This is a genomic window from Enterobacter cloacae complex sp. IR5450 (assembly GCF_049238665.1).
In the GTDB taxonomy this organism is placed as follows: Bacteria; Pseudomonadota; Gammaproteobacteria; order Enterobacterales; family Enterobacteriaceae; genus Enterobacter; species Enterobacter hormaechei_C.
The window spans coordinates 64712-90178 of record NZ_JBMKIC010000008.1 but is presented as its reverse complement, the minus strand read 5'-3'; the positions used below and the strand labels follow the sequence as shown (position 1 = coordinate 90178).

Annotated in this window: 29 protein-coding genes; 18 read left to right on the top strand and 11 right to left on the bottom strand. The window is 57.0% G+C overall.

The genetic code is table 11. The features are described 5' to 3' along the window. Nucleotides 1-87 precede the first annotated feature (87 nt). The gene (locus ACOTYB_RS09185) at nucleotides 88-1131 is read right to left on the bottom strand and encodes an aminopeptidase (protein ID WP_023314743.1); all 1044 of its coding nucleotides are present in this window, start codon (nucleotides 1129-1131) and stop codon (nucleotides 88-90) included. A gap of 237 nt (nucleotides 1132-1368) precedes the next feature. Here ACOTYB_RS09185 and cysG point away from each other — a divergent pair, with 237 nt between their 5' ends. From cysG to ACOTYB_RS09130, 11 genes are all read left to right on the top strand, one after another. Further along, the gene (gene cysG / locus ACOTYB_RS09180) at nucleotides 1369-2727 is read left to right on the top strand and encodes a siroheme synthase CysG (protein ID WP_022651777.1); all 1359 of its coding nucleotides are present in this window, start codon (nucleotides 1369-1371) and stop codon (nucleotides 2725-2727) included. A 9-nt stretch (nucleotides 2728-2736) separates the two neighbouring features. After that, nucleotides 2737-3645, top strand: coding sequence for a sulfate adenylyltransferase subunit CysD (gene cysD, locus ACOTYB_RS09175; RefSeq protein WP_006811770.1), 909 nt, complete (start codon nucleotides 2737-2739; stop codon nucleotides 3643-3645). Nucleotides 3646-3654: 9 nt separating this feature from the next. Further along, complete coding sequence (gene cysN / locus ACOTYB_RS09170) at nucleotides 3655-5079, top strand: sulfate adenylyltransferase subunit CysN (protein ID WP_023314741.1); 1425 nt, start codon at nucleotides 3655-3657, stop codon at nucleotides 5077-5079. Then, the gene (cysC, locus tag ACOTYB_RS09165; protein WP_015571713.1) at nucleotides 5079-5684 is read left to right on the top strand and encodes an adenylyl-sulfate kinase; all 606 of its coding nucleotides are present in this window, start codon (nucleotides 5079-5081) and stop codon (nucleotides 5682-5684) included. Before cysN ends, cysC begins: the two co-directional genes overlap by 1 nt. A 58-nt stretch (nucleotides 5685-5742) precedes the next feature. Beyond that, entirely contained in the window at nucleotides 5743-6069 is a 327-nt protein-coding gene (locus tag ACOTYB_RS09160) for a DUF3561 family protein (protein WP_006811767.1), read from the top strand. Between the two features lie 79 nt (nucleotides 6070-6148). Beyond that, on the top strand, nucleotides 6149-6460 hold the full coding sequence (gene ftsB, locus ACOTYB_RS09155; protein WP_003862095.1) for a cell division protein FtsB: 312 nt from the start codon (nucleotides 6149-6151) through the stop codon (nucleotides 6458-6460). Nucleotides 6461-6479: 19 nt separating this feature from the next. Then, the gene (gene ispD / locus ACOTYB_RS09150) at nucleotides 6480-7190 is read left to right on the top strand and encodes a 2-C-methyl-D-erythritol 4-phosphate cytidylyltransferase (RefSeq protein WP_022651774.1); all 711 of its coding nucleotides are present in this window, start codon (nucleotides 6480-6482) and stop codon (nucleotides 7188-7190) included. After that, a complete protein-coding gene (gene ispF, locus ACOTYB_RS09145) occupies nucleotides 7190-7669 on the top strand; it encodes a 2-C-methyl-D-erythritol 2,4-cyclodiphosphate synthase (RefSeq protein WP_003862097.1) in 480 nt (159 codons plus the stop codon). The genes ispD and ispF overlap by 1 nt, the downstream gene beginning before the upstream one ends. Further along, nucleotides 7666-8715: a tRNA pseudouridine(13) synthase TruD gene (truD, locus tag ACOTYB_RS09140; protein WP_023323677.1), complete on the top strand. Its 1050-nt coding sequence runs from the start codon at nucleotides 7666-7668 to the stop codon at nucleotides 8713-8715. Before ispF ends, truD begins: the two co-directional genes overlap by 4 nt. After that, on the top strand, nucleotides 8696-9457 hold the full coding sequence (gene surE, locus ACOTYB_RS09135; RefSeq protein WP_104468730.1) for a 5'/3'-nucleotidase SurE: 762 nt from the start codon (nucleotides 8696-8698) through the stop codon (nucleotides 9455-9457). Before truD ends, surE begins: the two co-directional genes overlap by 20 nt. After that, on the top strand, nucleotides 9451-10077 hold the full coding sequence (locus ACOTYB_RS09130; protein ID WP_015571709.1) for a protein-L-isoaspartate(D-aspartate) O-methyltransferase: 627 nt from the start codon (nucleotides 9451-9453) through the stop codon (nucleotides 10075-10077). Before surE ends, ACOTYB_RS09130 begins: the two co-directional genes overlap by 7 nt. A gap of 94 nt (nucleotides 10078-10171) precedes the next feature. Here the strand turns inward: ACOTYB_RS09130 and ACOTYB_RS09125 are convergent, their stop codons facing one another. Beyond that, on the bottom strand, nucleotides 10172-10303 hold the full coding sequence (locus tag ACOTYB_RS09125) for a peptidase (RefSeq protein ID WP_306173474.1): 132 nt from the start codon (nucleotides 10301-10303) through the stop codon (nucleotides 10172-10174). Here ACOTYB_RS09125 and nlpD point away from each other — a divergent pair. Next, nucleotides 10245-11318: a murein hydrolase activator NlpD gene (nlpD, locus tag ACOTYB_RS09120; protein ID WP_306173475.1), complete on the top strand. Its 1074-nt coding sequence runs from the start codon at nucleotides 10245-10247 to the stop codon at nucleotides 11316-11318. The two genes, ACOTYB_RS09125 and nlpD, sit on opposite strands and share 59 nt — an antisense overlap. Before the next feature lie 59 nt (nucleotides 11319-11377). Continuing rightward, complete coding sequence (rpoS, locus tag ACOTYB_RS09115; protein ID WP_013098493.1) at nucleotides 11378-12370, top strand: RNA polymerase sigma factor RpoS; 993 nt, start codon at nucleotides 11378-11380, stop codon at nucleotides 12368-12370. 50 nt (nucleotides 12371-12420) lie between these two features. Here rpoS and ACOTYB_RS09110 read toward each other — a convergent pair whose 3' ends face one another. Further along, nucleotides 12421-12798 (bottom strand): DUF4440 domain-containing protein, encoded by a 378-nt coding sequence (locus tag ACOTYB_RS09110; protein ID WP_003862105.1) that lies wholly within the window; start codon nucleotides 12796-12798, stop codon nucleotides 12421-12423. Next, nucleotides 12795-13997, bottom strand: coding sequence for an MFS transporter (locus ACOTYB_RS09105; protein WP_045343677.1), 1203 nt, complete (start codon nucleotides 13995-13997; stop codon nucleotides 12795-12797). Before ACOTYB_RS09105 ends, ACOTYB_RS09110 begins: the two co-directional genes overlap by 4 nt. A 109-nt stretch (nucleotides 13998-14106) precedes the next feature. On the opposite strand from ACOTYB_RS09105, the gene ACOTYB_RS09100 reads away from it, so the two are divergent. Next, nucleotides 14107-14994 (top strand): LysR family transcriptional regulator, encoded by an 888-nt coding sequence (locus ACOTYB_RS09100; protein ID WP_003862107.1) that lies wholly within the window; start codon nucleotides 14107-14109, stop codon nucleotides 14992-14994. Here the strand turns inward: ACOTYB_RS09100 and ACOTYB_RS09095 are convergent. Next, on the bottom strand, nucleotides 14991-15398 hold the full coding sequence (locus ACOTYB_RS09095) for a MarR family winged helix-turn-helix transcriptional regulator (protein ID WP_220153306.1): 408 nt from the start codon (nucleotides 15396-15398) through the stop codon (nucleotides 14991-14993). The genes ACOTYB_RS09100 and ACOTYB_RS09095 overlap by 4 nt on opposite strands. Before the next feature lie 173 nt (nucleotides 15399-15571). On the opposite strand from ACOTYB_RS09095, the gene ACOTYB_RS09090 reads away from it, so the two are divergent. Genes ACOTYB_RS09090 through ACOTYB_RS09080 form a run of 3 tightly spaced genes read left to right on the top strand, consistent with a single transcriptional unit; the run spans nucleotide 15572 to nucleotide 17823 of the window. After that, the gene (locus ACOTYB_RS09090) at nucleotides 15572-16174 is read left to right on the top strand and encodes a non-oxidative hydroxyarylic acid decarboxylases subunit B (protein WP_023323673.1); all 603 of its coding nucleotides are present in this window, start codon (nucleotides 15572-15574) and stop codon (nucleotides 16172-16174) included. Further along, on the top strand, nucleotides 16164-17591 hold the full coding sequence (locus ACOTYB_RS09085; protein WP_023314736.1) for a non-oxidative hydroxyarylic acid decarboxylases subunit C: 1428 nt from the start codon (nucleotides 16164-16166) through the stop codon (nucleotides 17589-17591). The genes ACOTYB_RS09090 and ACOTYB_RS09085 overlap by 11 nt, the downstream gene beginning before the upstream one ends. Before the next feature lie 10 nt (nucleotides 17592-17601). Then, a complete protein-coding gene (locus ACOTYB_RS09080) occupies nucleotides 17602-17823 on the top strand; it encodes a non-oxidative hydroxyarylic acid decarboxylases subunit D (RefSeq protein WP_003862116.1) in 222 nt (73 codons plus the stop codon). Between the two features lie 90 nt (nucleotides 17824-17913). On the opposite strand, the gene mutS is transcribed toward ACOTYB_RS09080, so the two are convergent. Continuing rightward, nucleotides 17914-20475 (bottom strand): DNA mismatch repair protein MutS, encoded by a 2562-nt coding sequence (mutS, locus tag ACOTYB_RS09075; protein ID WP_409248825.1) that lies wholly within the window; start codon nucleotides 20473-20475, stop codon nucleotides 17914-17916. Nucleotides 20476-20588: 113 nt separating this feature from the next. Then, complete coding sequence (locus ACOTYB_RS09070; RefSeq protein WP_045335710.1) at nucleotides 20589-20819, bottom strand: SymE family type I addiction module toxin; 231 nt, start codon at nucleotides 20817-20819, stop codon at nucleotides 20589-20591. A gap of 175 nt (nucleotides 20820-20994) precedes the next feature. Here ACOTYB_RS09070 and ACOTYB_RS09065 point away from each other — a divergent pair, with 175 nt between their 5' ends. Further along, the gene (locus ACOTYB_RS09065; protein ID WP_022649174.1) at nucleotides 20995-21339 is read left to right on the top strand and encodes a nitrous oxide-stimulated promoter family protein; all 345 of its coding nucleotides are present in this window, start codon (nucleotides 20995-20997) and stop codon (nucleotides 21337-21339) included. Between the two features lie 5 nt (nucleotides 21340-21344). On the opposite strand, the gene ACOTYB_RS09060 is transcribed toward ACOTYB_RS09065, so the two are convergent. The 4 genes from ACOTYB_RS09060 to ACOTYB_RS09045 are packed head-to-tail and all read right to left on the bottom strand — an operon-like array spanning nucleotide 21345 to nucleotide 25377. After that, nucleotides 21345-22565, bottom strand: a complete 1221-nt coding sequence (locus tag ACOTYB_RS09060; protein WP_045331302.1) for an MDR family MFS transporter — start codon at nucleotides 22563-22565, stop codon at nucleotides 21345-21347. Between the two features lie 15 nt (nucleotides 22566-22580). Continuing rightward, a complete protein-coding gene (locus tag ACOTYB_RS09055) occupies nucleotides 22581-23342 on the bottom strand; it encodes an ABC transporter ATP-binding protein (RefSeq protein WP_022651751.1) in 762 nt (253 codons plus the stop codon). Then, on the bottom strand, nucleotides 23342-24379 hold the full coding sequence (locus ACOTYB_RS09050; protein ID WP_022651750.1) for a FecCD family ABC transporter permease: 1038 nt from the start codon (nucleotides 24377-24379) through the stop codon (nucleotides 23342-23344). The genes ACOTYB_RS09055 and ACOTYB_RS09050 overlap by 1 nt, the downstream gene beginning before the upstream one ends. Continuing rightward, nucleotides 24379-25377 (bottom strand): ABC transporter substrate-binding protein, encoded by a 999-nt coding sequence (locus ACOTYB_RS09045; RefSeq protein ID WP_409248826.1) that lies wholly within the window; start codon nucleotides 25375-25377, stop codon nucleotides 24379-24381. Before ACOTYB_RS09045 ends, ACOTYB_RS09050 begins: the two co-directional genes overlap by 1 nt. Nucleotides 25378-25467 lie beyond the last annotated feature (90 nt).

Below are 25467 nucleotides of genomic sequence, written 5' to 3'. Positions count from 1 at the left end.
CTGTGCAGGCATTATTTTGTGGGGAACCCTCAGCCCCGTGGGAGAGGGGTGGGGTGAGGGCGTCAGGCCGCACTATGCTTAACGACCTCAGGCTTTCCCCGCTTTCGCCAGCTCCTTCACCAGCGGCAGCATTACTTTCACGACATCCCGGCTGCGGTGCTCAATCCGCTGCGGCAGCGCTTTATCAATGTGCTGCTGATTATCCAGCCGCACATCATGCCAGCTGGTCCCGTCCGGGAAGGCTTTCGATTTGCTGCGCTGCTGATAGCCATCTTTTTTGCCCAGCGCCCAGTTCGTCGCCTCGACGTACAGCACCGGAATGCCCGCCTTATCAAACACTTCACCGTCATTACAGCAGCCTGTGCCTTTAGGATACTCCGGGTTACCGCCCGGATTTGTCGCGGCATAGACGCCATGCGTGCGGGCAAGCGCCAGCGCGCGGTCGCGGGTGAGTTTACGTACGCTGCTCGGCGTGCTCTGTCCGCTATTAAAATAGAGCTTATCCCCCACGATCAGATTATCGAGGTTAATCACCAGCAACGTATTTTTCTTCTCCTCAGCGCTCATGCGCTTAAGGAGATTCTCAGCGCCGAGTTTTCCTTCTTCTTCGCCGCTGGTCGCAACAAAGCGAATGCTGTATTTCGTCGGAATATTCTTCAGGCGTTCGGCCAGCTCAAGCATCACGCCCAGACCCGCCGCATTATCATCCAGTCCCTGAAGCGTCAGCCCGCCGAGATTATTATCGACATCGGCATCGCTCAACGGCGTGTAGGTATCAAGGTGCGCCATAATAATAATCTGCTCAGCCGCCTTTCCTTCGTGCGCCGCAATAACCGTGCTGCCAGTTACGTTATGCCAGTTTTGCGTTTTATTGCGAGTGGTATAGATGTAGCGGCTGTGGAAAGCGCGAATGTCGCTTTCATAGCCCATATCCGCAAACTGCTGACGAATATAGTCTGCCGAGAGCATCTCGGCTGGGGTTCCGGTCATACGGCCCGGAAAGACCGTCGCAATATGCCGCGCCTGCATACTGGCTATTTCACCGTAAGATGGATTTTTTGCCTGAGCCGGAAGGATAAAGCAAACGCCGAGCGCCAGGGCAACGAATCGGTGGCGCATTGCGGAAAACATAGTGAGTCCTTAAAAACAGAGCAAAATTTTAACCCGCATAGTATGAAACTGTGATCGGGTAGACACAATTTGAATTGCTCTTAAATGCCCGAAATTTCGCGTGTTAAGCACTTTTTGATATTTGCTTTTCCACGGCGTTATTCCATTGAGTAACTACTCATTCCAATTCGTAATTTCATTCGATCTAAGCCGCCCCCTATAGTCCCTTTATTCGTGGTTGTTAGTGAGTTGTTGCCTGTGGACTATCTCCCCCTTTTTGCTGCCTTAAAAGACCGACCGGTATTGGTTGTCGGGACGGGTGAAATTGCCGATCGCAAAATCGCCTTCCTGCAACGCGCCGGGGCGCAGGTGCAGATCGTTGCAGAGGCGGATTTTGCAGAGTCTCAGATCGACAGCGTGGTACTGGTGATTGCGGCAACCGAAGATCGGGCGCTCAACAGCCGAATCTCCGACGCAGCCCAGGCCCGTCACCGCCTGGTGAACGTGGTAGACGACCAGCCGTTATGTTCATTTATCTTCCCGTCGATTGTCGACCGCTCGCCGCTGCTGGTGGCGATCTCCTCCGGCGGCACCGCCCCGGTGCTGGCGCGCGTGCTGAGAGAAAAAATCGAAGCGCTGCTGCCGACCAGCCTCGGACGTATGGCGGAGAAGGCCAGCTACTGGCGCAACCATCTGAAAACGCGTCTGACCAGCGTGACGGAACGCCGTCGCTTCTGGGAGCGTGTGTTTCGCGGCCGCTTTGCCAGCCTGATGCAGGCCGGTAACGAGACGGCGGCGCAACAAATCCTCGAAGACGAACTGGATAACCCCGGCAGTACGGGCGGGGAGATCATTCTGGTGGGCGCCGGGCCGGGCGATGCCGGGCTGCTCACGCTGCGTGGCCTCCAGGTTCTTCAGGATGCGGATGTCGTGTTCTACGACCACCTGGTCACCGACGGTATTCGCGAGCTGATCCGCCGTGACGCGGAGCAAATCTGCGTCGGCAAACGTGCCGGCGAGCACTCCGTGCCGCAGCACGACACCAATCAAATGCTGATTGCCGCTGCGAAAGCGGGCAAAACCGTGGTGCGCCTGAAAGGGGGCGATCCGTTTATCTTCGGTCGTGGTGGCGAGGAGTTGCAGGCGGCAGCCGAAGCGGGCGTCCCGTTCCAGGTGGTTCCCGGCATTACGGCGGCGTCTGCCGTCACGGCCTACGCCGGTATTCCGCTGACCCATCGCGATTACGCCCAGAGCGTGACCTTTGTGACCGGGCACTATAAAGCCGACAGCACGCCGTTTGACTGGTCGCATCTCGCCCAGAGCCGACAAACGCTGGCGATTTATATGGGCACGATGAAAGCGGCAGACATCAGCGAACAGCTTATTCAGCACGGTCGCGATGCGGCGACGCCGGTAGCGGTGATCTCCCGCGGGACACGCGTCGATCAGCATGTCGCCATCGGCACTTTACAAGACCTTGCAACCCTGGCGAAAGACGCCCCAATGCCCGCCCTGATTGTGGTGGGAGAAGTGGTGCAGCTGCACAGCACGCTCGCCTGGTTCCAACACACAACCGACACAGAAGGCTTTGGCGCTTCTGTTATAAATTTGGCTTAAGGAACGGTTATGGACCAAAAACGACTTACTCACCTGCGGCAGCTCGAAGCGGAAAGTATCCACATTATCCGCGAAGTGGCCGCCGAGTTTTCTAACCCGGTGATGATGTACTCCATCGGTAAAGATTCCAGCGTCATGCTGCACCTGGCGCGTAAAGCGTTTTATCCGGGTACGCTGCCGTTCCCGCTGCTGCACGTGGATACCGGCTGGAAATTCCGCGAGATGTACGAGTTTCGTGACCGTACCGCCAAAGCCTACGGCTGCGAGCTGCTGGTGCACAAAAACCCGGAAGGGGTGGCGATGGGCATCAACCCGTTCGTGCACGGCAGCGCCAAGCATACCGACATCATGAAAACCGAAGGGCTGAAGCAGGCGCTGAATAAATACGGTTTTGATGCGGCCTTCGGCGGCGCGCGCCGTGACGAAGAGAAATCCCGCGCCAAAGAGCGTATCTACTCTTTCCGCGACCGCTTCCACCGCTGGGACCCGAAAAACCAGCGTCCGGAGCTGTGGCACAACTACAACGGCCAGATCAACAAGGGCGAAAGCATTCGCGTCTTCCCGCTCTCCAACTGGACCGAGCTGGATATCTGGCAGTACATCTATCTGGAAAATATTGAGATCGTTCCGCTGTATCTGGCGGCCGAGCGCCCGGTGCTGGAGCGCGACGGCATGCTGATGATGATCGACGACGATCGCATTGATTTACAGCCGGGCGAAGTGATCAAAAAACAGATGGTCCGTTTCCGTACTCTCGGCTGCTGGCCGTTGACCGGCGCGGTGGAATCCAGTGCGCAGACGCTGCCGGAGATCATCGAGGAGATGCTGGTGTCGACTACCAGTGAGCGACAGGGCCGCGTGATTGACCGCGACCAGGCAGGCTCCATGGAGCTGAAGAAACGTCAGGGTTATTTCTAAGGAGCCGCCATGAATACGACTATTGCCCAACAAATTGCCGATGAAGGCGGCGTAGAAGCTTATCTGCACGCCCAACAGTACAAAAGTCTGCTGCGTTTCCTGACCTGCGGCAGCGTGGATGACGGGAAAAGTACCCTGATTGGTCGTCTGCTGCACGACACGCGCCAGATCTACGAAGATCAGCTCTCTTCCCTGCACAATGACAGTAAACGCCACGGCACCCAGGGCGAAAAACTCGACCTGGCGCTGCTGGTAGACGGCTTGCAGGCGGAGCGCGAGCAGGGCATTACCATTGATGTCGCCTATCGCTACTTCTCTACCGAAAAGCGCAAATTTATTATCGCCGACACCCCGGGGCACGAGCAGTACACTCGTAACATGGCGACCGGCGCGTCCACCTGTGATCTGGCGATCCTGCTGATCGACGCCCGTAAAGGTGTGCTGGATCAGACTCGTCGTCACAGCTTTATCTCTACGCTGCTGGGGATCAAACATCTGGTGGTGGCGGTGAACAAAATGGATCTGGTGGACTACAGCGAAGCGCGATTCGACGAGATCCGTCAGAGCTACCTGACCTTTGCTGAACAGCTGCCGGGCAACCTCGATATTCGCTTTGTGCCGCTGTCGGCGCTGGAAGGGGATAACGTCGCCTCTCAGAGCGGGAACATGCCGTGGTACAGCGGCCCGACGCTGCTGGAAGTGCTGGAAACCGTTGAAATTCAGCGCGTGGTTGATACCCAGCCGATGCGCTTCCCGGTGCAGTACGTGAACCGTCCGAACCTCGATTTCCGCGGCTTCTCGGGCACCATTGCGTCCGGCGCGGTGAAGGTGGGCCAGCGCGTGAAGGTGCTGCCGTCCGGTGTGGAATCGGCCATTGCCCGAATCGTCACCTTTGATGGCGATCTGGACGAAGCCGGAGCAGGTGAAGCGGTAACCCTGGTACTGAAAGACGAAATTGATATCAGCCGCGGCGACCTTCTGGTCGACGCGCAGGAAACGCTGGCGGCGGTGCAGGGCGCATCCGTGGACGTGGTGTGGATGGCGGAACAGCCGCTGACCGCAGGCCAGAGCTATGACATTAAAATCGCCGGCAAGAAAACCCGCGCCCGCGTGGACGGCATTCAGTTCCAGGTGGACATCAACAACCTGACCCACCGTGACGTGAGCGAGCTGCCGCTGAACGGCATCGGTCTGGTGGATATGACCTTCGACGAGCCGCTGGTGCTGGATCCGTATCAGCAGAATCCTGTTACGGGCGGGCTCATCTTCATTGACCGCCTGACGAACGTTACCGTCGGTGCCGGCATGGTGCGCGAGCCTGACGCGCAGGCGAGCGTGACGTCTGAGTTCAGCGCCTTCGAGCTGGAACTGAACGCGCTGGTGCGTAAGCACTTCCCGCACTGGGGCGCACGCGATCTGCTGGGAGGCAAGTGATGGCCGCCCATGATGAGAACGTCGTCTGGCATCCTCATCCGGTCACCGTCGCCCAGCGCGAACAGCTCCATGGTCACCGTGGGGTTGTGCTGTGGTTTACCGGGCTGTCTGGCTCCGGTAAATCCACGGTGGCAGGCGCACTGGAAGAGGCGCTGCATCAGCAGGGGGTGAGCACCTACCTGCTGGACGGCGACAACGTGCGTCACGGCCTGTGCAGCGATTTAGGGTTCAGCGATGAAGATCGTAAAGAGAACATTCGTCGGGTGGGGGAAGTCGCCAGCCTGATGGCGGATGCCGGGCTGGTGGTGCTGACGGCGTTTATCTCACCGCACCGCGCCGAACGTCAGATGGTGCGTGAGCGCGTGGGGCAGAATCGCTTTATTGAAGTGTTTGTGGATACCCCGCTGGCAATCTGCGAAGCGCGCGATCCTAAAGGGCTGTACAAAAAAGCCCGCGCGGGAGAGCTGCGAAACTTCACCGGCATTGACTCCGTTTACGAAGCGCCTGAATCCCCTGAGATTCATCTGGAAGGTCAACAATTGGTAACAAATTTAGTAAGCCAATTATTAGACCTGCTCAGACGGGACGATATTATCAGATCCTGAGACGGTATCGTTCGGGAGCTGTCTTCCCGAGCGATGAGTCACGGTCACAGGATTAGCTATGCGCAACAGTGAAAACTACATGATTACCACCGGGTCGGAACCGTTAACGACCGACGACGAGACGACCTGGTCCTTCCCTGGGGCGATTGTCGGCTTTGTGTCGTGGCTACTGGCGCTGGGTATCCCGTTTTTGATCTACGGTGGAAACACCCTCTTTTTCTTCCTCTATACCTGGCCTTTCTTCCTCGCGCTGATGCCCGTTGCGGTGGTTGTGGGCGTGGCGCTGCACTCCCTTTTCAACGGCAAGCTCCTGTATAGTACGCTCATCACTATCGCCACCGTTGTGGTCATCTTTGGCCTGCTGTTTTTATGGCTGATGGGCTAACTTACGGCATAATTAAAACCCCGCAGTAGAGTCCAGCGGAAAGTTATGGGATGATGATGCCGTTTTTTCAGGGGGCAGGATGGGTAAACTAACGCTGCTGTTGCTGGCTTTGCTGGTCTGGCTGCAATATTCGCTGTGGTTCGGCAAAAACGGACTGCACGACTACAGCCGGGTGAGCGATGACGTCGCGGCACAGCAGGCGACAAACGCCAAACTTAAAGCGCGTAACGATCAACTTTTTGCTGAAATTGATGACCTCAATGGCGGCCAGGAGGCGATTGAGGAGCGCGCACGCAATGAACTCAGTATGACTAAGCCGGGCGAAACGTTTTATCGCCTGGTTCCGGATGCGTCTAAACGCAATCAGGGCTCCGCACAAAACAATCGATAATCAGGCCCAGGATTACGACATGGCAGCAACTTTTTCGGACGTCTGTGCCGTGGTGCCGGCCGCAGGTTTTGGCCGGCGCATGCAGACAGAATGTCCTAAGCAGTACCTCTCAATTGGCGATAAAACGATCCTCGAGCACGCCGTGGCGGCGCTGCTGGCGCATTCTCGGGTGAAACGCGTTGTTATTGCCATCAGCCCCGGCGATGCACGTTTTGCTCAGCTCCCGCTGGCGAATCACCCTCAGATTACCGTCGTTGACGGCGGCGCAGAGCGGGCTGACTCCGTTCTGGCGGGCATTCAGGCTGCCGGGAACGCGCAGTGGGTGCTGGTGCACGATGCCGCGCGTCCCTGTCTGCATCACGACGATCTGTCACGTCTGCTGGCCCTGAGCGAAACCAGTAACGTGGGCGGCATTCTGGCCGCCCCGGTGCGTGACACCATGAAGCGTGCCGAACCGGGTAAACCGGCGATTGCCCACACCGTCGAGCGCGTCGATCTCTGGCACGCGCTGACGCCACAATTTTTTCCCCGCGAATTACTCCACGACTGCTTAACGCGTGCGCTTAAAGAAGGTGCGACCATTACGGACGAAGCCTCGGCGCTGGAGTATTGCGGTTTCCACCCCACGCTTGTTGAAGGGCGCGCTGATAATATAAAAGTGACGCGCCCGGAAGACTTACAGCTCGCGGAATTTTATCTTACCCGTACGACCCCTCAGGAGAAGGCATAATGCGTATTGGACACGGTTTTGATGTACACGCCTTTGGCGGCGTTGGCCCAATTATCATTGGCGGCGTGCGCATTCCTTACGAAAAAGGTCTGCTGGCGCATTCTGATGGCGACGTGGCGCTGCATGCGCTGACCGACGCGCTGCTGGGTGCCGCCGCGCTGGGCGACATTGGCAAACTGTTCCCGGACACCGATCCTGCTTTTAAAGGCGCAGACAGCCGCGAACTCCTGCGCGAAGCCTGGCGTCGTATTCAGGCCAAAGGCTACACCCTTGGCAACGTTGATGTGACGATCATTGCTCAGGCACCGAAGATGCTGCCGCACATCCCTCAGATGCGCGTGTTTATCGCTGAAGATCTGGGTTGCCATATGGACGACGTCAACGTCAAAGCGACCACCACGGAGAAGCTGGGCTTTACCGGTCGTGGCGAAGGCATTGCCTGTGAAGCCGTGGCGCTGCTGGTGAAGGCGGCCAAATGACGGATTTCGACAACCTGACGTATCTGCACGGTGAACCGCAGGGCAAGGGGCTGCTGAAAGCCAACCCTGAAGATTTCGTGGTAGTGGAAGATCTCGGTTTTGAGCCGGACGGCGAAGGCGAGCACATCCTGGTGCGCATTCTGAAAAACGGCTGCAACACCCGCTTCGTGGCGGACGCGCTGGCAAAATTCCTCAATATTCACGCCCGCGAAGTGAGCTTTGCCGGTCAAAAAGATAAACATGCCGTGACCGAACAGTGGCTTTGCGCCCGCGTGCCCGGCAACGGCATGCCCGATTTAAGCAAATTTGAGCTTGAGGGCTGTAAGGTACTGGAGTACGCCCGCCATAAACGCAAATTGCGTCTGGGAGCGTTAAAAGGCAATGCCTTTACTCTGGTGTTGCGCGAAGTGACCGAACGCGAAGACGTTGAAAAACGCCTGAAGGCCATTAACGAACGCGGCGTGCCAAACTATTTCGGCGCACAGCGCTTTGGCATTGGTGGCAGCAACCTGCTGGGTGCGCTGCGCTGGGCGCAAAGCGGTGCACCGGTGCGCGATCGTAATAAACGCAGTTTTTGGTTGTCGGCGGCCCGCAGTGCGTTGTTTAATCAGATTGTGAGCGAACGGCTGAAAAAACCGGACGCGAATCAAGTTGTTGTCGGCGATGCGCTACAATTAGCGGGACGCGGAAGCTGGTTTGTGGCAACGGCCGATGAGATGGCCGATGTCCAGTCGCGCGTGGACGCTAAAACGCTGATGATTACCGCCGCCTTGCCGGGTTCAGGCGACTGGGGAACCCAGGGTGAGGCGCTGGCCGCTGAGCAGTCAGCGGTGGCGGATGCGCCAGAATTACAATCGTTGCTGGTGCGGGAAAAGGTCGAGGCGGCGCGCCGTGCGATGCTCCTCTACCCGCAACAGCTGAGCTGGAACTGGTGGGATGACGTAACCGTCGAGTTACGCTTCTGGCTGCCGGCAGGTAGCTTTGCCACCAGTGTTGTCAGGGAACTTATCAACACGTCGGGTGATTATGCGAATATTGCTGAGTAACGATGACGGGATCCATGCGCCAGGTATTCAGACGCTGGCGAAACACCTCCGCGAATTTGCGGATGTGCAGGTCGTGGCTCCCGATCGTAACCGCAGTGGCGCGTCTAACTCATTGACGCTGGAGTCTTCACTTCGCACCTTTACCTTTGAGAATGGCGATATTGCCGTCCAGATGGGGACGCCGACCGACTGCGTGTTTTTGGGCGTAAATGCGCTGATGCGCCCTCGGCCGGATGTTGTTGTCTCCGGCATCAATGCCGGGCCAAATCTTGGCGATGATGTGATTTACTCCGGCACCGTGGCCGCGGCGATGGAAGGGCGTCACCTGGGTTTCCCGGCGCTGGCGGTCTCGTTAAACGGCTACACCCACTATGACACTGCCGCCGCGGTGACCTGCTCCATTCTCCGTGCGCTTGGCCGCGAGCCACTGCGTACCGGACGTATCCTTAATATTAACGTGCCGGATCTCCCACTGGACGAGATTAAAGGGATCCGCGTGACGCGCTGCGGCAGTCGCCACCCGGCCGATCAGGTTATTCCCCAGCAGGATCCCCGCGGCAATACCCTGTACTGGATCGGCCCGCCGGGAGATAAATGCGATGCCGGGCCAGACACCGACTTTGCTGCGGTGGATGAGGGTTACGTTTCCGTTACGCCGTTGCACGTAGATTTAACCGCTTATAGCGCGCATGATGTGGTGTCGGACTGGTTAGATCGGGTCGGAGTAAACGCGCAATGGTAAGTAAACGTGTACAAACTCTTCTGGAACAATTACGCGCACAGGGGATTGCCAACGAGCAGGTGCTGGATGCGCTTGCCCAGGTTCCCCGTGAGAAGTTTGTAGATGAGGCGTTTGAACACAAAGCGTGGGAAAACGTGGCGCTGCCCATCGGGCAAGGCCAGACGATTTCGCAGCCCTACATGGTGGCGCGTATGACGGAGCTTCTGGAGTTAACGCCAGACTCCCGGGTGCTGGAAATTGGCACCGGTTCAGGGTATCAGACCGCGATCCTGGCCCACCTTGTGCACCATGTCTGTTCCGTGGAACGGATTAAAGGGTTGCAGTGGCAGGCGCGCCGTCGCCTGAAACAGCTTGATTTACATAACGTATCGACACGCCACGGCGATGGATGGCAGGGTTGGCAGGCTCGCGCCCCGTTTGACGCCATCATTGTCACGGCAGCGCCACCTGAAATCCCCGCTGCACTTCTCTCGCAGCTGGACGAGGGCGGCATTCTTGTTTTGCCCGTCGGCGATGAGCAGCAGCTTTTAAAGCGCGTTCGTCGACGCGGCGGCGAGTTTATTATCGATACCGTGGAAGCCGTACGCTTTGTGCCCCTGGTTAAGGGCGAGCTGGCCTGAGACTCGGATTTTTCCAGGGTTATTAAGGCAAATTCAGCGTATGGTGTGGCGCGATAGGTTCGTGCCATCACGGTTATTTTTAAGTCACTGGTAGTTAACACATTCCTGGGGGATAAATGAGCGCGGGAAGCCCAAAATTCACCATCAGCCGTGTTGCGGCATTATCACTGGTTTCGCTCTGGCTGGCAGGCTGTACAAGTTCAAATAACGCGCCTGCGCCCGTCAGTTCCGTTAATGGAACCAGCGGCTCGGGTAACACGTCCAGCGGAATGTTGATTACCCCTCCGCCTAAAATGGGTACCTCAACGGCGCAGCAAACGCCGCAGATCCAGCCGGTTCAGCGTCCAGTTACGCAGCCTACGCAGATACAGCCAGTGGAACAGCCTGTTCAGACTGAAAATGGCCGCATAGTGTATAACCGTAAGTATGGGAACATTCCGAAAGGTAGCTATACCGGCGGCAGTACCTATACCGTGAAGCGCGGCGATACGCTGTTCTATATTGCCTGGATCACCGGGAACGATTTCCGCGATCTGGCACAGCGAAACAACGTCCAGGCCCCGTATGCTCTGGAAGTCGGGCAAACGCTTCAGGTTGGCAACGCGACGGGGACACCGCTTACGCCAGGCAACACCGTTTCAGCAGCCGACGTAACTGCGCAAAATAACAGCGTCACCCCTGCACAAAAAACCACCACGGTGGTTGCTTCACAACCTGTAATTACGTATTCTGAGGATTCAGGTGATCAGAGTGCTAACAAAATGTTGCCGAATAATAAAGGTACTGCGACTGTTGTCACAGCACCGACTACGGCACCTGTGGTTAGCTCTACTGTACCGACTGCAAGCAGTCAGAATGCCAGCTCGTCAATTACCACCTGGCGTTGGCCAACTGACGGCAAGATCATCGAGAACTTCGCTACCTCTGAGGGGGGCAACAAAGGGATCGATATCGCAGGCAGTAAAGGACAGGCAATCATCGCGACCGCAGACGGACGCGTTGTCTATGCCGGTAACGCACTGCGCGGTTACGGTAATCTTATTATCATCAAACATAATGATGATTACCTGAGTGCCTACGCCCATAACGACACAATGCTGGTCCGGGAACAACAAGAAGTTAAGGCGGGGCAAAAAATCGCTACCATGGGTAGCACCGGAACCAGTTCTACACGCTTGCATTTTGAAATTCGTTACAAGGGGAAATCCGTAAACCCGCTGCAATATTTACCGCAGCGATAAATTGACGGGGCATGCCAGCCAGGGTGTCTCGTCCAGGGATCACGGGTAGGAGCCACCTTATGAGTCAGAATACGCTGAAAGTTCATGATTTAAATGAAGACGCGGAATTTGATGAGAACGGAGCAGAGGCTTTTGACGAAAAAGCCTTAGTAGAAGAGGAACCCAGTGATAACGATTTGGCTGAAGAAGAGCTGTTATCGCAGGGTGCCACACAGCGTGTGCTGGACGCGACTCAGCTTTACCTTGGGGAGATTGGTTACTCCCCACTGCTAACGGCCGAAGAAGAAGTCTATTTCGCACGTCGTGCTTTGCGTGGTGATGTTGCCTCGCGTCGTCGCATGATCGAAAGTAACCTGCGACTGGTCGTGAAAATTGCCCGCCGTTACGGCAATCGTGGTCTGGCTCTGCTGGATCTGATTGAAGAGGGCAACTTAGGTCTCATCCGCGCAGTTGAGAAGTTTGACCCGGAACGCGGGTTCCGTTTCTCAACCTACGCGACCTGGTGGATTCGTCAGACCATCGAACGGGCTATTATGAACCAGACCCGTACGATTCGACTGCCGATCCACATCGTCAAAGAGTTGAATGTTTATCTGCGTACCGCGCGCGAGTTGTCCCATAAACTGGACCACGAGCCAAGTGCGGAAGAGATCGCAGAGCAACTCGACAAACCGGTTGATGACGTAAGCCGTATGCTGCGTCTCAACGAGCGCATTACCTCGGTTGACACCCCGCTGGGTGGCGACTCCGAAAAAGCGCTGCTGGACATCCTGGCCGATGAAAAAGACAACGGCCCGGAAGACACCACGCAGGACGATGACATGAAACAGAGCATTGTCAAATGGCTGTTCGAACTGAACGCCAAACAGCGTGAGGTGCTGGCACGTCGTTTCGGTTTACTGGGGTATGAAGCTGCGACACTGGAAGATGTCGGCCGTGAGATTGGCCTGACCCGTGAACGTGTTCGTCAGATTCAGGTTGAAGGCCTACGCCGCCTGCGTGAAATCCTGCAAGGGCAAGGTCTGAATATCGAAGCGCTGTTCCGCGAGTAAGCAACCATTCGTCAGAAAAGGCCCGTCGTGAGACGGGCCTTTTTTATGCCTTACGGCTGCGCCGTTTCGTGCAGCAAACGCCAGGTGATGTTATCCCCTTCCTGATTAAGCACCGCGGTTGACCAGCGCACGTTGACGGGCTGGCCTGGCCGGGTTTGCGTCTCCCGGTAATGGAGCACCGCGCCGTTGTCCCATGTCTGAAGCGTTGTTAACGCATCAATACCGATCCTGAGCCCGGGTCGGGTTCCCCGCTGCGCATTTAAAAATTGGGCAAGCGCGTGATGATCTAACGGGTTGCCACTCGGTGGAACCATCAGAAAATCCGGACGGAAACGGGCGAGCAGGGCGTCCCGATTGCCTTCGCCTGCACCTAACCAGTTTTCAAGGGCGACGTGAATGTCGAGGATCTCTTGTTCGAAATGGGTCATGATTGCTCCTGTTGCAGTTGCGCAAGTAACTGCGTGTTGTTAAGACGGTAGACGTACAGTACGGGCAGTAGAGTGATGACTGCGGCAAAAACAAACATCCCGTGCCAGGCTGCCAGCTGCGAGAGATAAGCCTGCATGAAGCTCAGCGCCTGCGCCAGCAGCAGGGCACCCGCAAAAAAGCTCAACTGACGATTCAGATTCCATAGCGCGCTGGCATCAGGCATATTTTCCGGTCGCATCGTCAAAAACGCGCTGCTCTGAGCCGTACTGCTGCAAAGGCTTCCCCCCGCGCCCATCAGCGCAAACGCAACGGCAGGTAGCAGCATTGCCGGGCCGACGTTAACTAAAAGCAGAATGCCCGTCGCCTGCAAAAGGCAACCGATGACCACCAGCGGCCGGGGGCCGATACGGTTGAAATAGCGTCCTGTCGCGGTGATAGCCAAAAACGAAGCCACAGACCACGGCAGCATAAGCATGCCCGTTGCGGCGGGTGTCATATTGGCCTCGCTCTGGAGGTAATACATGCCCGTTACGTTCACGCCGATAAAAATGCCGGGTACGCACACATAGATAAGCATGGATAAGCGCAACAGCGGATCCGTCAGCAAAGACAGGTTTACTGTCCTGGTGGGGGTTATCGGCGACGGTTCTGTTTTAAGCCACGCGCAGGCCAAAGCAAAGGTGACAATGACGACGGGCAGGGTGGCAAAAAATATCCAGCGCCAGCTGAATGTCTGAACCAGCATACCGCCCACAGCCGGTGAGCACGCGGGGGCAAGCAGTGCGACCAGCATCACCGCCGAGGAGAGTCTGGCCCGCTCATGAGGCTTAAACTGTTGCCAGGTCAGCGCCTGACCAACCGGGATCAGTAACCCCCCTCCGGCGCCCTGCACGACTCGCCAGGCAATCAGACTTTCCAGCGAAGATGAGAGACCCGCCGCAACGGAGGCCGCGCTAAAGAGAAGCAGTGAGAGCAGGATAACGCGCTTCGGCCCGACGCGGCGCGTCAGGATACTGCTGAAAGGGATGACTAGCGTCAGCCCGGCAATGTATCCGTTACTTACCCAGGCAAGCGCGGAAGGTGTGGTATTGAAAGCGCGAGCCATCGCCGGAAAGGCGACGCTGGCAATAAACATGTTTATCAAATCAAGGAAAAAGCCGAGCAGAAAGACGACGGCGATTTTGCTGCGATACGTCATGGAAGTTCCTCCGGTGAGGTGGCGTATCGTATCGGCCCGCGCGTTACGGATAAACGCGACAAACCACGATATACTGTCAACATTATTTTGACAGTTAACCAGGCAAGCGATGCTTAATTTACAGCGTACGGCAATGTTTATCGCCGTAGCGGACACCGGCAGTTTCACCGCCGCGGCGGAGGCGATGGGGCTGACAAAAGCGGTGGTCAGCTTTCATATTCGTCAGCTTGAAGAGGAGCTGGGCGTCACCCTGTTGCTGCGAACCACCCGACGCCTGACGCTGACCGAGGCGGGGAAGCTCTTTCATCAACGAAGCGTGATGCTGTTACGGGATGCAGAGCGATTGCAGGATGACGTTCGCGCCAACCACGCCGGGCTGACGGGAGAACTGCGGATCACCACCACGCCCGAATATGGCTCGCAGGTGGTGGTGCCTTTGCTGGCTGAATTTAGCCAGTTGCACCCGGACCTTCGCGTGCGGCATGTCTCGTCCTCTTTGCATGCCGATCTTATCGCCGAGCGCTTCGATGTCGCTATCCGGCTCGGCACGCTTGCAGATTCGCGCTACCACGCCGCGTTGATGACCTCCTTCACCATCCTGCCCGTGGCAACGCCAGGCTGGCTGGCAAACCATCCGGTTGACTCGCTGGAACAACTGGCGGAAGCGGACTGGATCATTCACGAGCGTTTAACGTCGCCGCTGCGCTGGCAGGTAAGAGGTGTTGATGGACATCCGGTTTCCTTTGAGATCAAGAAAGCGCCGCGCCTGTATGCAGACAGCGCCCAGGCGCTGATGGCTTTTGCCCTCGCGGGATGTGGAGTGGCGCTGCTGCCGGAGTGGCTGGTGCGTAACGCACTGGATGCGGGGGAACTGGTCTCGCTGTTACCGGCGTACACGTTTGCTCAGCAGGGCATCTATGCCGTTTATCCCGATGCCCGGCATGTGCCCGCGAAAGTGCGAACATTTATTGATTTTATGCGCGTCAGGGTGACTTAACCCTGCATCATTTTTTTAATGAGCGCTGAAAATTGCTCTCGTTCCGCGCCGTTAAGGCGCCCCAGAAATACCTCATCCACCTCATTTCCAATCGGTTTACTGCTCTCAAGCAGGGCCTCACCTTCGGCAGTCAGAAAGACAAACCGACGGCGTTTGTCTGCCGGATCGTGCTCGCGCCTGACCAGGCCGCGTGCTTCCATGCGGCTCAGCATTTCTGCCAGCGTCGCTTTGGTGCTCACCGCGACTTCAGTCAGGGCAACCTGCTCAATACCAGGATTTTCAGCAATTGACCGCATCACCGCATATTGTGGCTTGGTCAGTTCGGGCAATGCGTGCTGCCACTGGGCGGTATGCTGTTGAAAAAGCTGACGTAGCAGGTGGAAAGCTTCTTGTCTTAACTCCATGGACACTCCGACGGAAAAATACTCCCTCTATGATAGCCGCTCTTGGGCTGAATTTTAACGCGAGAGTTTTTTAGCGATTAGTGTGATCGTATGCGAACGATCTTGTCAGCAGCAGGATCAAGGCGTAGTTTAATTAATATGTTCGTATACGAACAAGTTAATTGAGGTGCTGAATGAGATTGATTGTGGGAATGACGGGCGCGACGGGTGCGCCATTAGGCGTGGCGTTGTTACAGGCGCTGCGGGAAATGCCGGAGGTGGAAACGCACCTGGTGATGTCGAAGTGGGCAAAAACCACGATTGAGCTGGAAACGCCCTTCACTGCGCATGACGTTGCTGCACTGGCGGATGTCGTCCATAGCCCGGCCGATCAGGCTGCCACCATCTCCTCCGGCTCGTTTCGCACCGACGGCATGATCGTCATCCCGTGCAGCATGAAAACGCTGGCGGGTATCCGCGCGGGCTACGCCGAAGGGCTGGTAGGGCGTGCGGCAGACGTAGTGTTGAAAGAGGGGCGCAAGCTGGTGCTGATTCCCCGTGAGACGCCGCTCAGCACCATCCATCTCGAGAACATGCTTGCTCTTTCCCGTATGGGCGTGGCGATGGTGCCGCCTATGCCTGCGTACTACAACCACCCGCAAACCGCCGATGACATTACCCAGCATATCGTGACCCGTGTTCTCGACCAGTTTGGTCTGGAGCATAAAAAAGCCCGACGCTGGGAAGGTTTGCAGGCAGCGAAACATTTTTCACAGGAGAATAAAGATGGCATTTGATGATTTGAGAAGCTTCCTGCAGGCGCTCGATGAGCAAGGGCAACTGCTGAAAATTGAGGAAGAGGTTAACGCCGAGCCGGATCTGGCGGCGGCCGCCAACGCGACCGGACGCATTGGCGATGGTGCGCCTGCGCTGTGGTTCGATAATATTCGCGGCTTCACCGATGCCCGTGTGGTGATGAACACTATCGGCTCGTGGCAAAACCACGCTATTTCGATGGGGCTGCCAGCGAATACCCCGGTGAAAAAACAGATCGACGAGTTTATTCGTCGCTGGGACAAATTCCCCGTCTCGCCAGAGCGTCGTGCAAATCCGGCCTGGGCGCAGAACACGGTGGACGGGGAAGACATCAACCTGTTCGACATTCTGCCGCTGTTCCGCCTGAACGACGGTGACGGAGGCTTTTATCTCGATAAAGCGTGCGTTGTCTCCCGCGATCCGCTCGACCCCGATCACTTCGGCAAACAGAACGTCGGGATCTACCGTATGGAAGTGAAGGGCAAGCGTAAGCTCGGCCTGCAACCGGTGCCGATGCATGATATCGCGCTGCATCTGCATAAGGCAGAAGAGCGCGGCGAAGACCTGCCTATTGCCATTACGCTGGGTAACGATCCGATCATCACCCTGATGGGCGCCACGCCGCTGAAATACGATCAATCCGAGTATGAGATGGCCGGTGCGCTACGCGAAAGCCCGTATCCGATTGCGACGGCTCCACTGACCGGTTTCGATGTGCCGTGGGGGTCGGAAGTGATCCTCGAAGGGGTGATTGAAGGCCGGAAACGTGAAATTGAAGGGCCATTCGGTGAGTTTACCGGACACTACTCCGGCGGACGCAATATGACGGTTGTACGCATTGATAAAGTCTCTTACCGCACCAAACCCATTTTCGAATCCCTTTACCTCGGCATGCCGTGGACCGAGATTGATTATCTGATGGGGCCCGCCACCTGCGTACCGCTCTATCAGCAGCTAAAGTCGGAATTCCCGGAAGTGCAGGCGGTAAACGCCATGTACACCCACGGTTTGCTGGCGATTATCTCCACTAAAAAGCGTTACGGCGGTTTTGCCCGTGCGGTCGGCCTCCGAGCCATGACCACGCCACACGGTCTGGGTTACGTGAAAATGGTGATTATGGTGGATGAAGACGTCGATCCGTTTAACCTGCCGCAGGTGATGTGGGCGCTGTCATCAAAGGTCAATCCGGCAGGCGATCTGGTGCAGCTACCGAATATGTCTGTGCTCGAGCTTGACCCCGGCTCCAGCCCGGCGGGGATCACTGACAAGCTGATCATTGATGCCACCACCCCGGTTGCCCCGGACAACCGTGGTCACTACAGCCAGCCGGTACAGGATCTCCCTGAAACCAAAGCCTGGGCCGAAAAACTGACCGCGATGCTGGCGGCACGTCAATAAGGAGGAAAAAATGATTTGTCCACGTTGTGCCGATGAACATATTGAAGTGATGGCAACATCACCGGTGAAAGGTGTCTGGACGGTATATCAGTGTCAGCACTGTCTGTATACCTGGCGCGATACCGAACCGTTGCGCCGTACCAGCCGCGAGCATTACCCGGAAGCGTTCCGCATGACCCAGAAGGATATTGATGAAGCACCGCAGGTGCCGACGATCCCGCCGCTGCTGTAAAAAAAGCCCGGTGGCGCTACGCATACCGGGCCTACGGGTTTTGTAGGCCGGGTAAGGCGAAGCCGCCACCGGGCAAAAGACCGCAGAAAACTAAACCAGACTCTTCAACCGATAAATCCACTCCAGCGCCTGACGCGGCGTCAGTGAATCCGGGTCGAGGTTCTCCAGCGCTTCTACCGCCGGAGAGGTCTCTTCCGGCACCGCCAGCAGTGACATCTGCGTACCATCTATCTGCGTAGCTGCCGCATTCGGTGACAAACTTTCCAGCTCACGCAATTTCTGACGCGCGCGCTTAATCACCTCTTTTGGCACGCCCGCCAGCGCGGCGACGGCCAGGCCATAGCTCTTGCTTGCCGCGCCGTCCTGCACCGTGTGCATAAAGGCGATGGTGTCGCCGTGCTCAAGCGCATCAAGGTGGACGTTAGCCACGCCTTCCATTTTCTCTGGCAGCTGTGTCAGTTCGAAATAGTGCGTTGCGAACAGTGTCAGCGCTTTGATTTTATTTGCCAGACTTTCCGCGCACGCCCAGGCCAGAGACAGGCCGTCATAGGTGGAGGTACCGCGTCCTACTTCGTCCATCAACACCAGACTGTTCTCTGTCGCGTTATGCAGAATGTTGGCGGTTTCGGTCATCTCGACCATAAAGGTAGAGCGACCGCTCGCCAGATCGTCCGCCGCACCCACACGGGTGAAGATACGGTCGATAGGGCCAATCTCAACCTTCTGCGCTGGAACGTAGCTGCCGATGTAGGCGAGCAGCGCGATAAGGGCTGTCTGGCGCATATAGGTACTTTTACCGCCCATGTTGGGGCCGGTAATGATCAGCATTCTTCGCTGCGGTGACAGGTTCAACGGGTTGGCAATAAACGGCTCGTTCAGCACCTGCTCAACCACCGGGTGGCGGCCTTCGGTAATGCGAATGCCGGGTTTGTCAGTAAAGGTCGGACAGGTGTAATTCAGCGTGTCGGCGCGCTCAGCCAGGCTTACCAGGACATCCAGCTCGGCCAGCGCAGCGGCGCTCAGTTGCAGGTCAGCCAGGTGCGGCATCAGGATGTCGAACAGCTCGTCATACAGCTGTTTCTCCAGCGCCAGCGCTTTACCTTTCGACGTGAGCACTTTGTCTTCGTACTCTTTCAGCTCGGGTATAATGTAGCGCTCGGCATTTTTCAGCGTCTGGCGGCGAACGTAGTGAATCGGGGCCAGGTGGCTCTGCCCACGGCTGATCTGGATATAGTAACCGTGTACCGCGTTGTAGCCGACTTTCAGGGTGTCGAGCCCCAGACGTTCACGCTCGCGGATTTCCAGCTTATCCAGATAATCCGTCGCGCCATCGGCCAGCGCACGCCATTCGTCCAGCTCTTCGTTGTAACCCGGAGCAATAACCCCGCCATCCCGCGCCAGAACAGGCGGCGCATCAATGATGGCACGTTCCAGCAGTTCGCGAAGCTCGGTAAATTCGCCCATGGTTTCGCGCAGCTTTTGCACTGGCGCGCTGTCGATCTCTCCCAGCTGAGCGCGCAGTTCCGGCAACTGCTGGAAAGCATGACGCATACGGGCGAGATCGCGTGGACGCGCGGTACGCAAGGCCAGGCGCGCAAGGATACGCTCAAGGTCACCCACCTGACGCAGCACCGGCTGCAATTCGGTATAACGATCCTGCAATGCGGCAATGGTTTGCTGGCGGCCAGTCAGCGTTTCGGTATTGCGGATCGGCATATGCAGCCAGCGTTTGAGCATACGGCTGCCCATGGGGGTAACCGTGCTGTCAAGAACCGACGCCAGCGTATTTTCCATGCCGCCAGCGAGGTTCTGCGTGATCTCCAGGTTGCGGCGCGTGGCGGCATCCATGATGATGCTGTCCTGCTGACGCTCCATGGTGATGGAACGAATATGGGGCAGGGCGGTACGTTGCGTATCCTTAACGTACTGCAACAGGCAGCCTGCGGCACACAGCCCGCGCGGGGCGTTTTCCACGCCAAAGCCAATCAAATCGCGCGTGCCAAATTGCAGGTTCAACTGCTGGCGCGCGGTATCAATTTCGAACTCCCACAGTGGACGACGACGCAGGCCGCGGCGACCTTCAATCAGCGCCATCTCGGCGAAATCCTCTGCATAAAGCAGTTCTGCCGGATTAGTGCGCTGTAGTTCAGCCGCCATGGTTTCACGGTCAGCCGGTTCACTCAGGCGAAAACGACCGGAGCTGATATCCAGCGTGGCGTAGCCAAACCCTTTACCATCCTGCCAGATCGCCGCCAGCAGGTTATCCTGGCGCTCCTGAAGCAGGGCCTCATCGCTGATGGTTCCCGGCGTGACGATGCGTACGACCTTGCGCTCAACAGGGCCTTTCGATGTGGCCGGGTCACCAATTTGTTCGCAGATAGCGACAGACTCGCCCTGGTTCACCAGCTTCGCCAGATAGTTTTCAACCGCGTGATGCGGGATACCCGCCATCGGGATGGGCTCGCCTGCCGACGCGCCACGTTTCGTCAGGGAAATGTCGAGCAGCTGAGACGCACGTTTCGCATCATCATAAAAAAGCTCGTAAAAATCGCCCATACGGTAAAACAGCAGAATTTCCGGATGCTGTGCCTTCAGCTTCAGGTACTGCTGCATCATTGGCGTATGCGCGTCGAAATTGTCGATTGTGCTCATGGAGTTATGATATCCATTTCTTTGAAAATATTACGCTTTGAGCGGCTCAATGGCCGATTGTTCCTTCTATTGTCGCATGAAAAAAAGGTGCGGCGCAGAAAAAAGTCACGACTTTACGAGGCATCTTCCGCCATTAATTCAATGATGATTTTTCCGTGCTCGACGCCCACCCGCACCTGCGAGTTGGTGGTAAATCCCGCTTGTTCAAGCCAGTCGCCTTTCAGGCTTAGAGCTGCGTGTACGCTGTACCGTTTTGGAATTTTCGTTTTACGGTCTTCATGACGTTTTCTGAAGTAACCCACTTTCAAGTGACGATAGGGTTTGGCGATCGCGATCTGTTGCATAAGCGCTCCGGTGAATGCGGTCAAAGGTGATTATTTATGCCTGTATAAAATACCAGTAAAACGCGGCGGGGGGCGGGGAAATTCTGGAAGGACGCTTCAGAAAACGGAATGCAATGACTGAAAATGTGCAGATAAAAGGGTATTATAAATGCACTTTAATGTTGAGGACGGCGTTATGTCCGGTAAACGTATTTCACGAGAAAAAAAGACGATCGCCAGAATGATCGCCCTGTACGAAAACAGGTGTCCGCACGCCATAAAAGAAGAGGGGCACTATTCGGCGCTCAAGGCTTATGCTGATAAGCGGCTGGATAAATGCGTGTTTGGTGAGGAAAAACCTGCCTGCAAACAGTGCCCGGTGCACTGTTATCAGCCCGCCCGACGGGAAGAGATGAAGCAGGTGATGCGCTGGGCAGGGCCACGTATGTTATGGCGTCATCCGATTCTGACCATCCGACATCTGATCGACGATCGTCGTCCGGTTCCGGAATTACCGGAAAAGTATCGGCCCAAAAAATAATCGTCTCAGCGCCGCAGTGGACGACAAATCACGCTCAGCGCGACCGCGCTGCACAGTGGAAACACCGCCAGCAGCAGCCACGGGTAAATGGCCTCCGTCGAGGGCACCAGCGCCTTGTCCAGCAGGCTGCCTAAACCTAAATTCCCCACCAGCACCGCGATGCCGCCGGCGGTTGAGAGCGCGCCATAGTGCGCTCCAAGCGTCGACTCCTCGGCAAAATGTGGGATCAAATCTTTTGCCGACGGCACCAGCAGCATCTGTCCAAGCGTTAAAAGGGTGACAAAGCTTGCAGAGGGCAGCAGGCGCAGCCAGCCTTCCGGCGGCTCCGTCGCGGCAAAAAGCGCCACGCTGGCAAACGCGGCGGAGAGCAGCAAAAAGCCCACCGGTAAAATCCTTACCGCGCCAACCTTTCGGGCGAAGCGGGCGAGGGGCAATTGCAGAACAATGATCAGCACCGAGGCCAGCATAAACAGCGGCCCCAGATCTTTTTCGTTCCCGCCGGCGCGTTGGATCTCCACCGGCAGCGCCAGATAGAGCTGGTTATAGCTTAACAGCCACGAACTGTAGGCGATGATAAAGGCGACGAAACGCGGCTGGCGGAACGTCGTCCACCAGGGCAGAATTTTCAGCGGCTTCGTGCTGCGGTGCGCCGCGGGCAGGCAGAAAAAGAGCACCACGAGCGCAACGATAAATATTCCCGCCCCCGCGAGCGCAACCTGGCGGAAACCCAGCCCCGTCAGCAGCGCACCCATCACCGGGCCAAGAACGGCGCCAAGTTCACCGCACACCGCAAACAGCGCAAACCACTCCGCGCGGCTGCGTTTACCCTTTGCCTCACTTTGCGTTCCCGCTTTTGCCAGCAGGGCCTCTATCGACGGTGAGAACAGCGCGCCGCCAACGCCCGTCAGACAGGCCCCCAGAATGACGGGCCACAGGGATTGCCCAAAGGCCAGCAGTAAATAACCCACCACGCGGACGATGCAGCCGCTGAGGATCACGCTCTTCGCGCCAAACCGGTCTGAAAGCGCGCCGCCAACAATAAACATCCCCTGCTGGGAAAAGGTGCGCAGCCCAAGCACCAGCCCAATCAGCCCGCCGGAGAGCAGCATATCGTCACGCAAGAAGATCGCGAGGAAGGGAACGACCGCGTAAAAGCCAATGTTAAACACGAACTGGCTGCCCAGCAGAACGGGCGGCCAGAGCGTGGTGGCAGTGCGAAGAGGCATCGTTTTAACTCACCCCTACACGATAAAATGGATGTGTTTTTTGCCGTGGTACGGCGAGATCTCGATTCTGGTTTTCACCCTGAAGACGTCCCAGAGCAGCTCCTCGGATAAGATTTCCTGCGGCGTTCCGGTCGCCACAATCTGCCCTTGCTGCATCACAATCAGCGAATCGCAGAACATGGATGCGTGGTTAAGATCGTGAATGGCGACGATGCTGGTTACCGGCAGCTCACTGATAAGCTGCATGAGCTGCATCTGATGATGAATGTCCAGATGGTTGGTCGGTTCATCCAGCAGGATCTCGGTGGGCGTTTGCGCCAGCGCGCGGGCGATATGTACCCGCTGACGCTCGCCGCCGGATAAGCTCAGCCAGCCCTGTTCGCTGCGATCCAGCATATCCACGCGTTGCAGGGCGGCGGTGACGGTTTCGTCATCCTGCGCGCTCCAGTTTGAGAAGGGAGAATGGTGCGGAATTCGCCCCAGTTTGACGACGTCACGCACGCGCATATTGGCGTCGGTCATTCCGTGCTGTTCAACAAACGCCACGCGCCGCGCCAGCTGCTTTTTGGCAATGCGGGCAATGTCCTGTCCGTCCAGCGTCACGCACCCGGCATCCGGGCGGCGCAGACCTGCCAGTATGCGCAACAGTGAGGATTTACCGCAGCCGTTAGGGCCAAGCAGGCCCACCGTTTCGCCCCGGGAAACCTTCAGCGAAACATGATTCACAATGATCTTTTTACCTACCTTCCAGGTGATTTTCTCGGCGCAGATGCTCATTACTTATTCCTTGAGCGGTAGATAATCACGGCGAAGAACGGTACGCCCACCAGTGCGGTAACGACGCCAACCGGCAGGCTTTGCGGAGCAATCAGCATCCGCGAGGCGATGTCGGCCAGCACCATCAGGATCGCCCCCGCCAGCGCGCTGGCTATCAGCAGCGTGCGGTGCAGCGGCCCGAACAGGAAACGCATAACGTGCGGCACGACCAGCCCGACAAAACCAATAGAGCCCGCCATGCTGACGATGGTCGCGGTGATCAGGGCGGTGGTGGTAAACAAGGCCAGGCGCACCCAGGGCACGGCAATGCCCAACGAGGCGGCGGCATCATCACCGAACGTAAAGGCGTCCAGCGCACGGGAATAATAAAGACAGACGGCCAGCCCCGCCAGTACCACTACCAGCGCCAGCTGGAATTCCGGCCAGCGTACGCCGCTAAAGCTGCCCAGCAGCCAGAACATCACGTCGCGCGCCTGTTGCGCGCTGGCAGAGGTGCTGATGGTATAGGCGGTAATGGCGTTAAACAGCTGAGAGGCCGCTACGCCCGCCAGGATCGTGCGTTCATTGCCGCCGCGCGCGCCGTTGGTCAGGAAGGCGACGAAGGCAAAGGCGGCGAAGGCTCCGGCAAACGCGCCCGCAGAAAGCGACACTGCGCCGGTGCCGAGACCCAATACGACGACTGACACCGCCCCGGTTGACGCTCCCGCCGACACGCCGAGCACGTAAGGTTCCGCCAGCGCATTCTTCAAAAGGCTCTGCAATACGGCCCCGCAGATGGCCAACCCGGCTCCGCAGCAGGCCGCCACCAGCGCGCGGCTGAGGCGAAAGTCCCAGATGACGCTCTCGTAGATGCGGTTGAGCGGAACGTCAGTCAGCCCCAGCTTATTGCTGATGGCGTAGAACACGTTATTGAGCGGGATAGACAACTCACCGATGCTGACGCCAAGGGCGATCACCAGAAACAACAGCACGAAGGCGAGCAGGCATGACGTGGTCAGGAGCACCCCCTGCCGCATCTGAAGTACGGCGGTGGTCATCAGTTCAGTCCCAGTTTTCTGAGCTGTTCGCCGACCTGCTCAGCACCGTAAAGCGTGCGAATCGTCGGGTTCATGGCCTGGCCGTCCATCACCACAATATGACCCTTCTTCACCGCCTCCATCTGGCTGACGGCTGGATCGCTTTTCAGGAATTTGATTTTTTCTTCGGCGTTGTCCAGCGCCCAGCGGTTACGATCCAGGCTGGAGACCACAATCACGTCCGGATTAGCGGCAATAATACTTTCCCAGCCCACGGTCGGCCATTCGGTCTCAGAGGTAATGGCGTTATGGCCGCCCAGCACGTTAGCAATAAAGCCAGAGGCGCTGTTTTTGCCGCCGACATAGGCATCAGCCGAAGGTGAGGAGCTTGAGAACCAGAAAACAAAGGAGAGGTCTTTGTTGTTTTTGCCAAACTCCTGGCGCAGGTCGGCTTCACGTTTTTTGAAGTCGGCGATAACGGCCTGACCGCGCGCTTCCACGTTGAAAATCTTGGCGAAATCCTCAATCTCTTGATAAAGGTAGGTCATGTCCCACAGCGTCTGGCGGCTGCCGTACATGTCGCCTGCGGCTTTTTTAGTGGCGCACATGCCCGGGGACAAGTAGCTGTTTACCCCAACGGTGGCCAGATCTTCACGCTTTGCGACCTTACTTTCAGGCCCGAGCAGCAGCGGCAGCTGTGCAGGAACAAAATCAGGGTTTTGCGCAAGAAAGGATTCAAGTGTCGGAATTTCGACGGTCAGGGTTTTGATTTTTGCATTCTGCTCAGCCAGCTGCGGCAATACTTTGGTCGGCCAGAACGCGCTGGCTTTCACCTTATCTTCCAGACCCAGCAGAAGCAGGATCTCGACGGTATTCTGCCCCAGGGCCACAACGCGTTCCGGCGCTTTGGTGAAGGTTTCTTTATACCCGCAGTTTTCTATCGTGAGCGGGTACGTGGTAGCCAGAGCTGTACTCATTGATGCAACCGCCAGGCCTAACGCGCAGAGAACCTTTTTCATTAAACGCTACCTTCATTAAAATTATTTTGATGCAAATGAAACGCATTATTAAGGCGGAATTTTATACAGAGGAAAATATATTGTGTCAAT

Bases quoted from the DNA above. Each gene is read 5' to 3' on its own strand.
- ACOTYB_RS09185 (WP_023314743.1), bottom strand. From the start codon at position 1,131: ATGTTTTCCGCAATGCGCCACCGATTCGTTGCCCTGGCGCTCGGCGTT.
- cysD (WP_006811770.1), top strand. From the start codon at position 2,737: ATGGACCAAAAACGACTTACTCACCTGCGGCAGCTCGAAGCGGAAAGT.
- cysN (WP_023314741.1), top strand. From the start codon at position 3,655: ATGAATACGACTATTGCCCAACAAATTGCCGATGAAGGCGGCGTAGAA.
- cysC (WP_015571713.1), top strand. From the start codon at position 5,079: ATGGCCGCCCATGATGAGAACGTCGTCTGGCATCCTCATCCGGTCACC.
- ACOTYB_RS09160 (WP_006811767.1), top strand. From the start codon at position 5,743: ATGCGCAACAGTGAAAACTACATGATTACCACCGGGTCGGAACCGTTA.
- ftsB (WP_003862095.1), top strand. From the start codon at position 6,149: ATGGGTAAACTAACGCTGCTGTTGCTGGCTTTGCTGGTCTGGCTGCAA.
- ispD (WP_022651774.1), top strand. From the start codon at position 6,480: ATGGCAGCAACTTTTTCGGACGTCTGTGCCGTGGTGCCGGCCGCAGGT.
- ispF (WP_003862097.1), top strand. From the start codon at position 7,190: ATGCGTATTGGACACGGTTTTGATGTACACGCCTTTGGCGGCGTTGGC.
- truD (WP_023323677.1), top strand. From the start codon at position 7,666: ATGACGGATTTCGACAACCTGACGTATCTGCACGGTGAACCGCAGGGC.
- surE (WP_104468730.1), top strand. From the start codon at position 8,696: ATGCGAATATTGCTGAGTAACGATGACGGGATCCATGCGCCAGGTATT.
- ACOTYB_RS09130 (WP_015571709.1), top strand. From the start codon at position 9,451: ATGGTAAGTAAACGTGTACAAACTCTTCTGGAACAATTACGCGCACAG.
- rpoS (WP_013098493.1), top strand. From the start codon at position 11,378: ATGAGTCAGAATACGCTGAAAGTTCATGATTTAAATGAAGACGCGGAA.
- ACOTYB_RS09110 (WP_003862105.1), bottom strand. From the start codon at position 12,798: ATGACCCATTTCGAACAAGAGATCCTCGACATTCACGTCGCCCTTGAA.
- ACOTYB_RS09105 (WP_045343677.1), bottom strand. From the start codon at position 13,997: ATGACGTATCGCAGCAAAATCGCCGTCGTCTTTCTGCTCGGCTTTTTC.
- ACOTYB_RS09100 (WP_003862107.1), top strand. From the start codon at position 14,107: ATGCTTAATTTACAGCGTACGGCAATGTTTATCGCCGTAGCGGACACC.
- ACOTYB_RS09095 (WP_220153306.1), bottom strand. From the start codon at position 15,398: ATGGAGTTAAGACAAGAAGCTTTCCACCTGCTACGTCAGCTTTTTCAA.
- ACOTYB_RS09090 (WP_023323673.1), top strand. From the start codon at position 15,572: ATGAGATTGATTGTGGGAATGACGGGCGCGACGGGTGCGCCATTAGGC.
- ACOTYB_RS09085 (WP_023314736.1), top strand. From the start codon at position 16,164: ATGGCATTTGATGATTTGAGAAGCTTCCTGCAGGCGCTCGATGAGCAA.
- ACOTYB_RS09080 (WP_003862116.1), top strand. From the start codon at position 17,602: ATGATTTGTCCACGTTGTGCCGATGAACATATTGAAGTGATGGCAACA.
- mutS (WP_409248825.1), bottom strand. From the start codon at position 20,475: ATGAGCACAATCGACAATTTCGACGCGCATACGCCAATGATGCAGCAG.
- ACOTYB_RS09070 (WP_045335710.1), bottom strand. From the start codon at position 20,819: ATGCAACAGATCGCGATCGCCAAACCCTATCGTCACTTGAAAGTGGGT.
- ACOTYB_RS09065 (WP_022649174.1), top strand. From the start codon at position 20,995: ATGTCCGGTAAACGTATTTCACGAGAAAAAAAGACGATCGCCAGAATG.
- ACOTYB_RS09060 (WP_045331302.1), bottom strand. From the start codon at position 22,565: ATGCCTCTTCGCACTGCCACCACGCTCTGGCCGCCCGTTCTGCTGGGC.
- ACOTYB_RS09055 (WP_022651751.1), bottom strand. From the start codon at position 23,342: ATGAGCATCTGCGCCGAGAAAATCACCTGGAAGGTAGGTAAAAAGATC.
- ACOTYB_RS09050 (WP_022651750.1), bottom strand. From the start codon at position 24,379: ATGACCACCGCCGTACTTCAGATGCGGCAGGGGGTGCTCCTGACCACG.
- ACOTYB_RS09045 (WP_409248826.1), bottom strand. From the start codon at position 25,377: ATGAAAAAGGTTCTCTGCGCGTTAGGCCTGGCGGTTGCATCAATGAGT.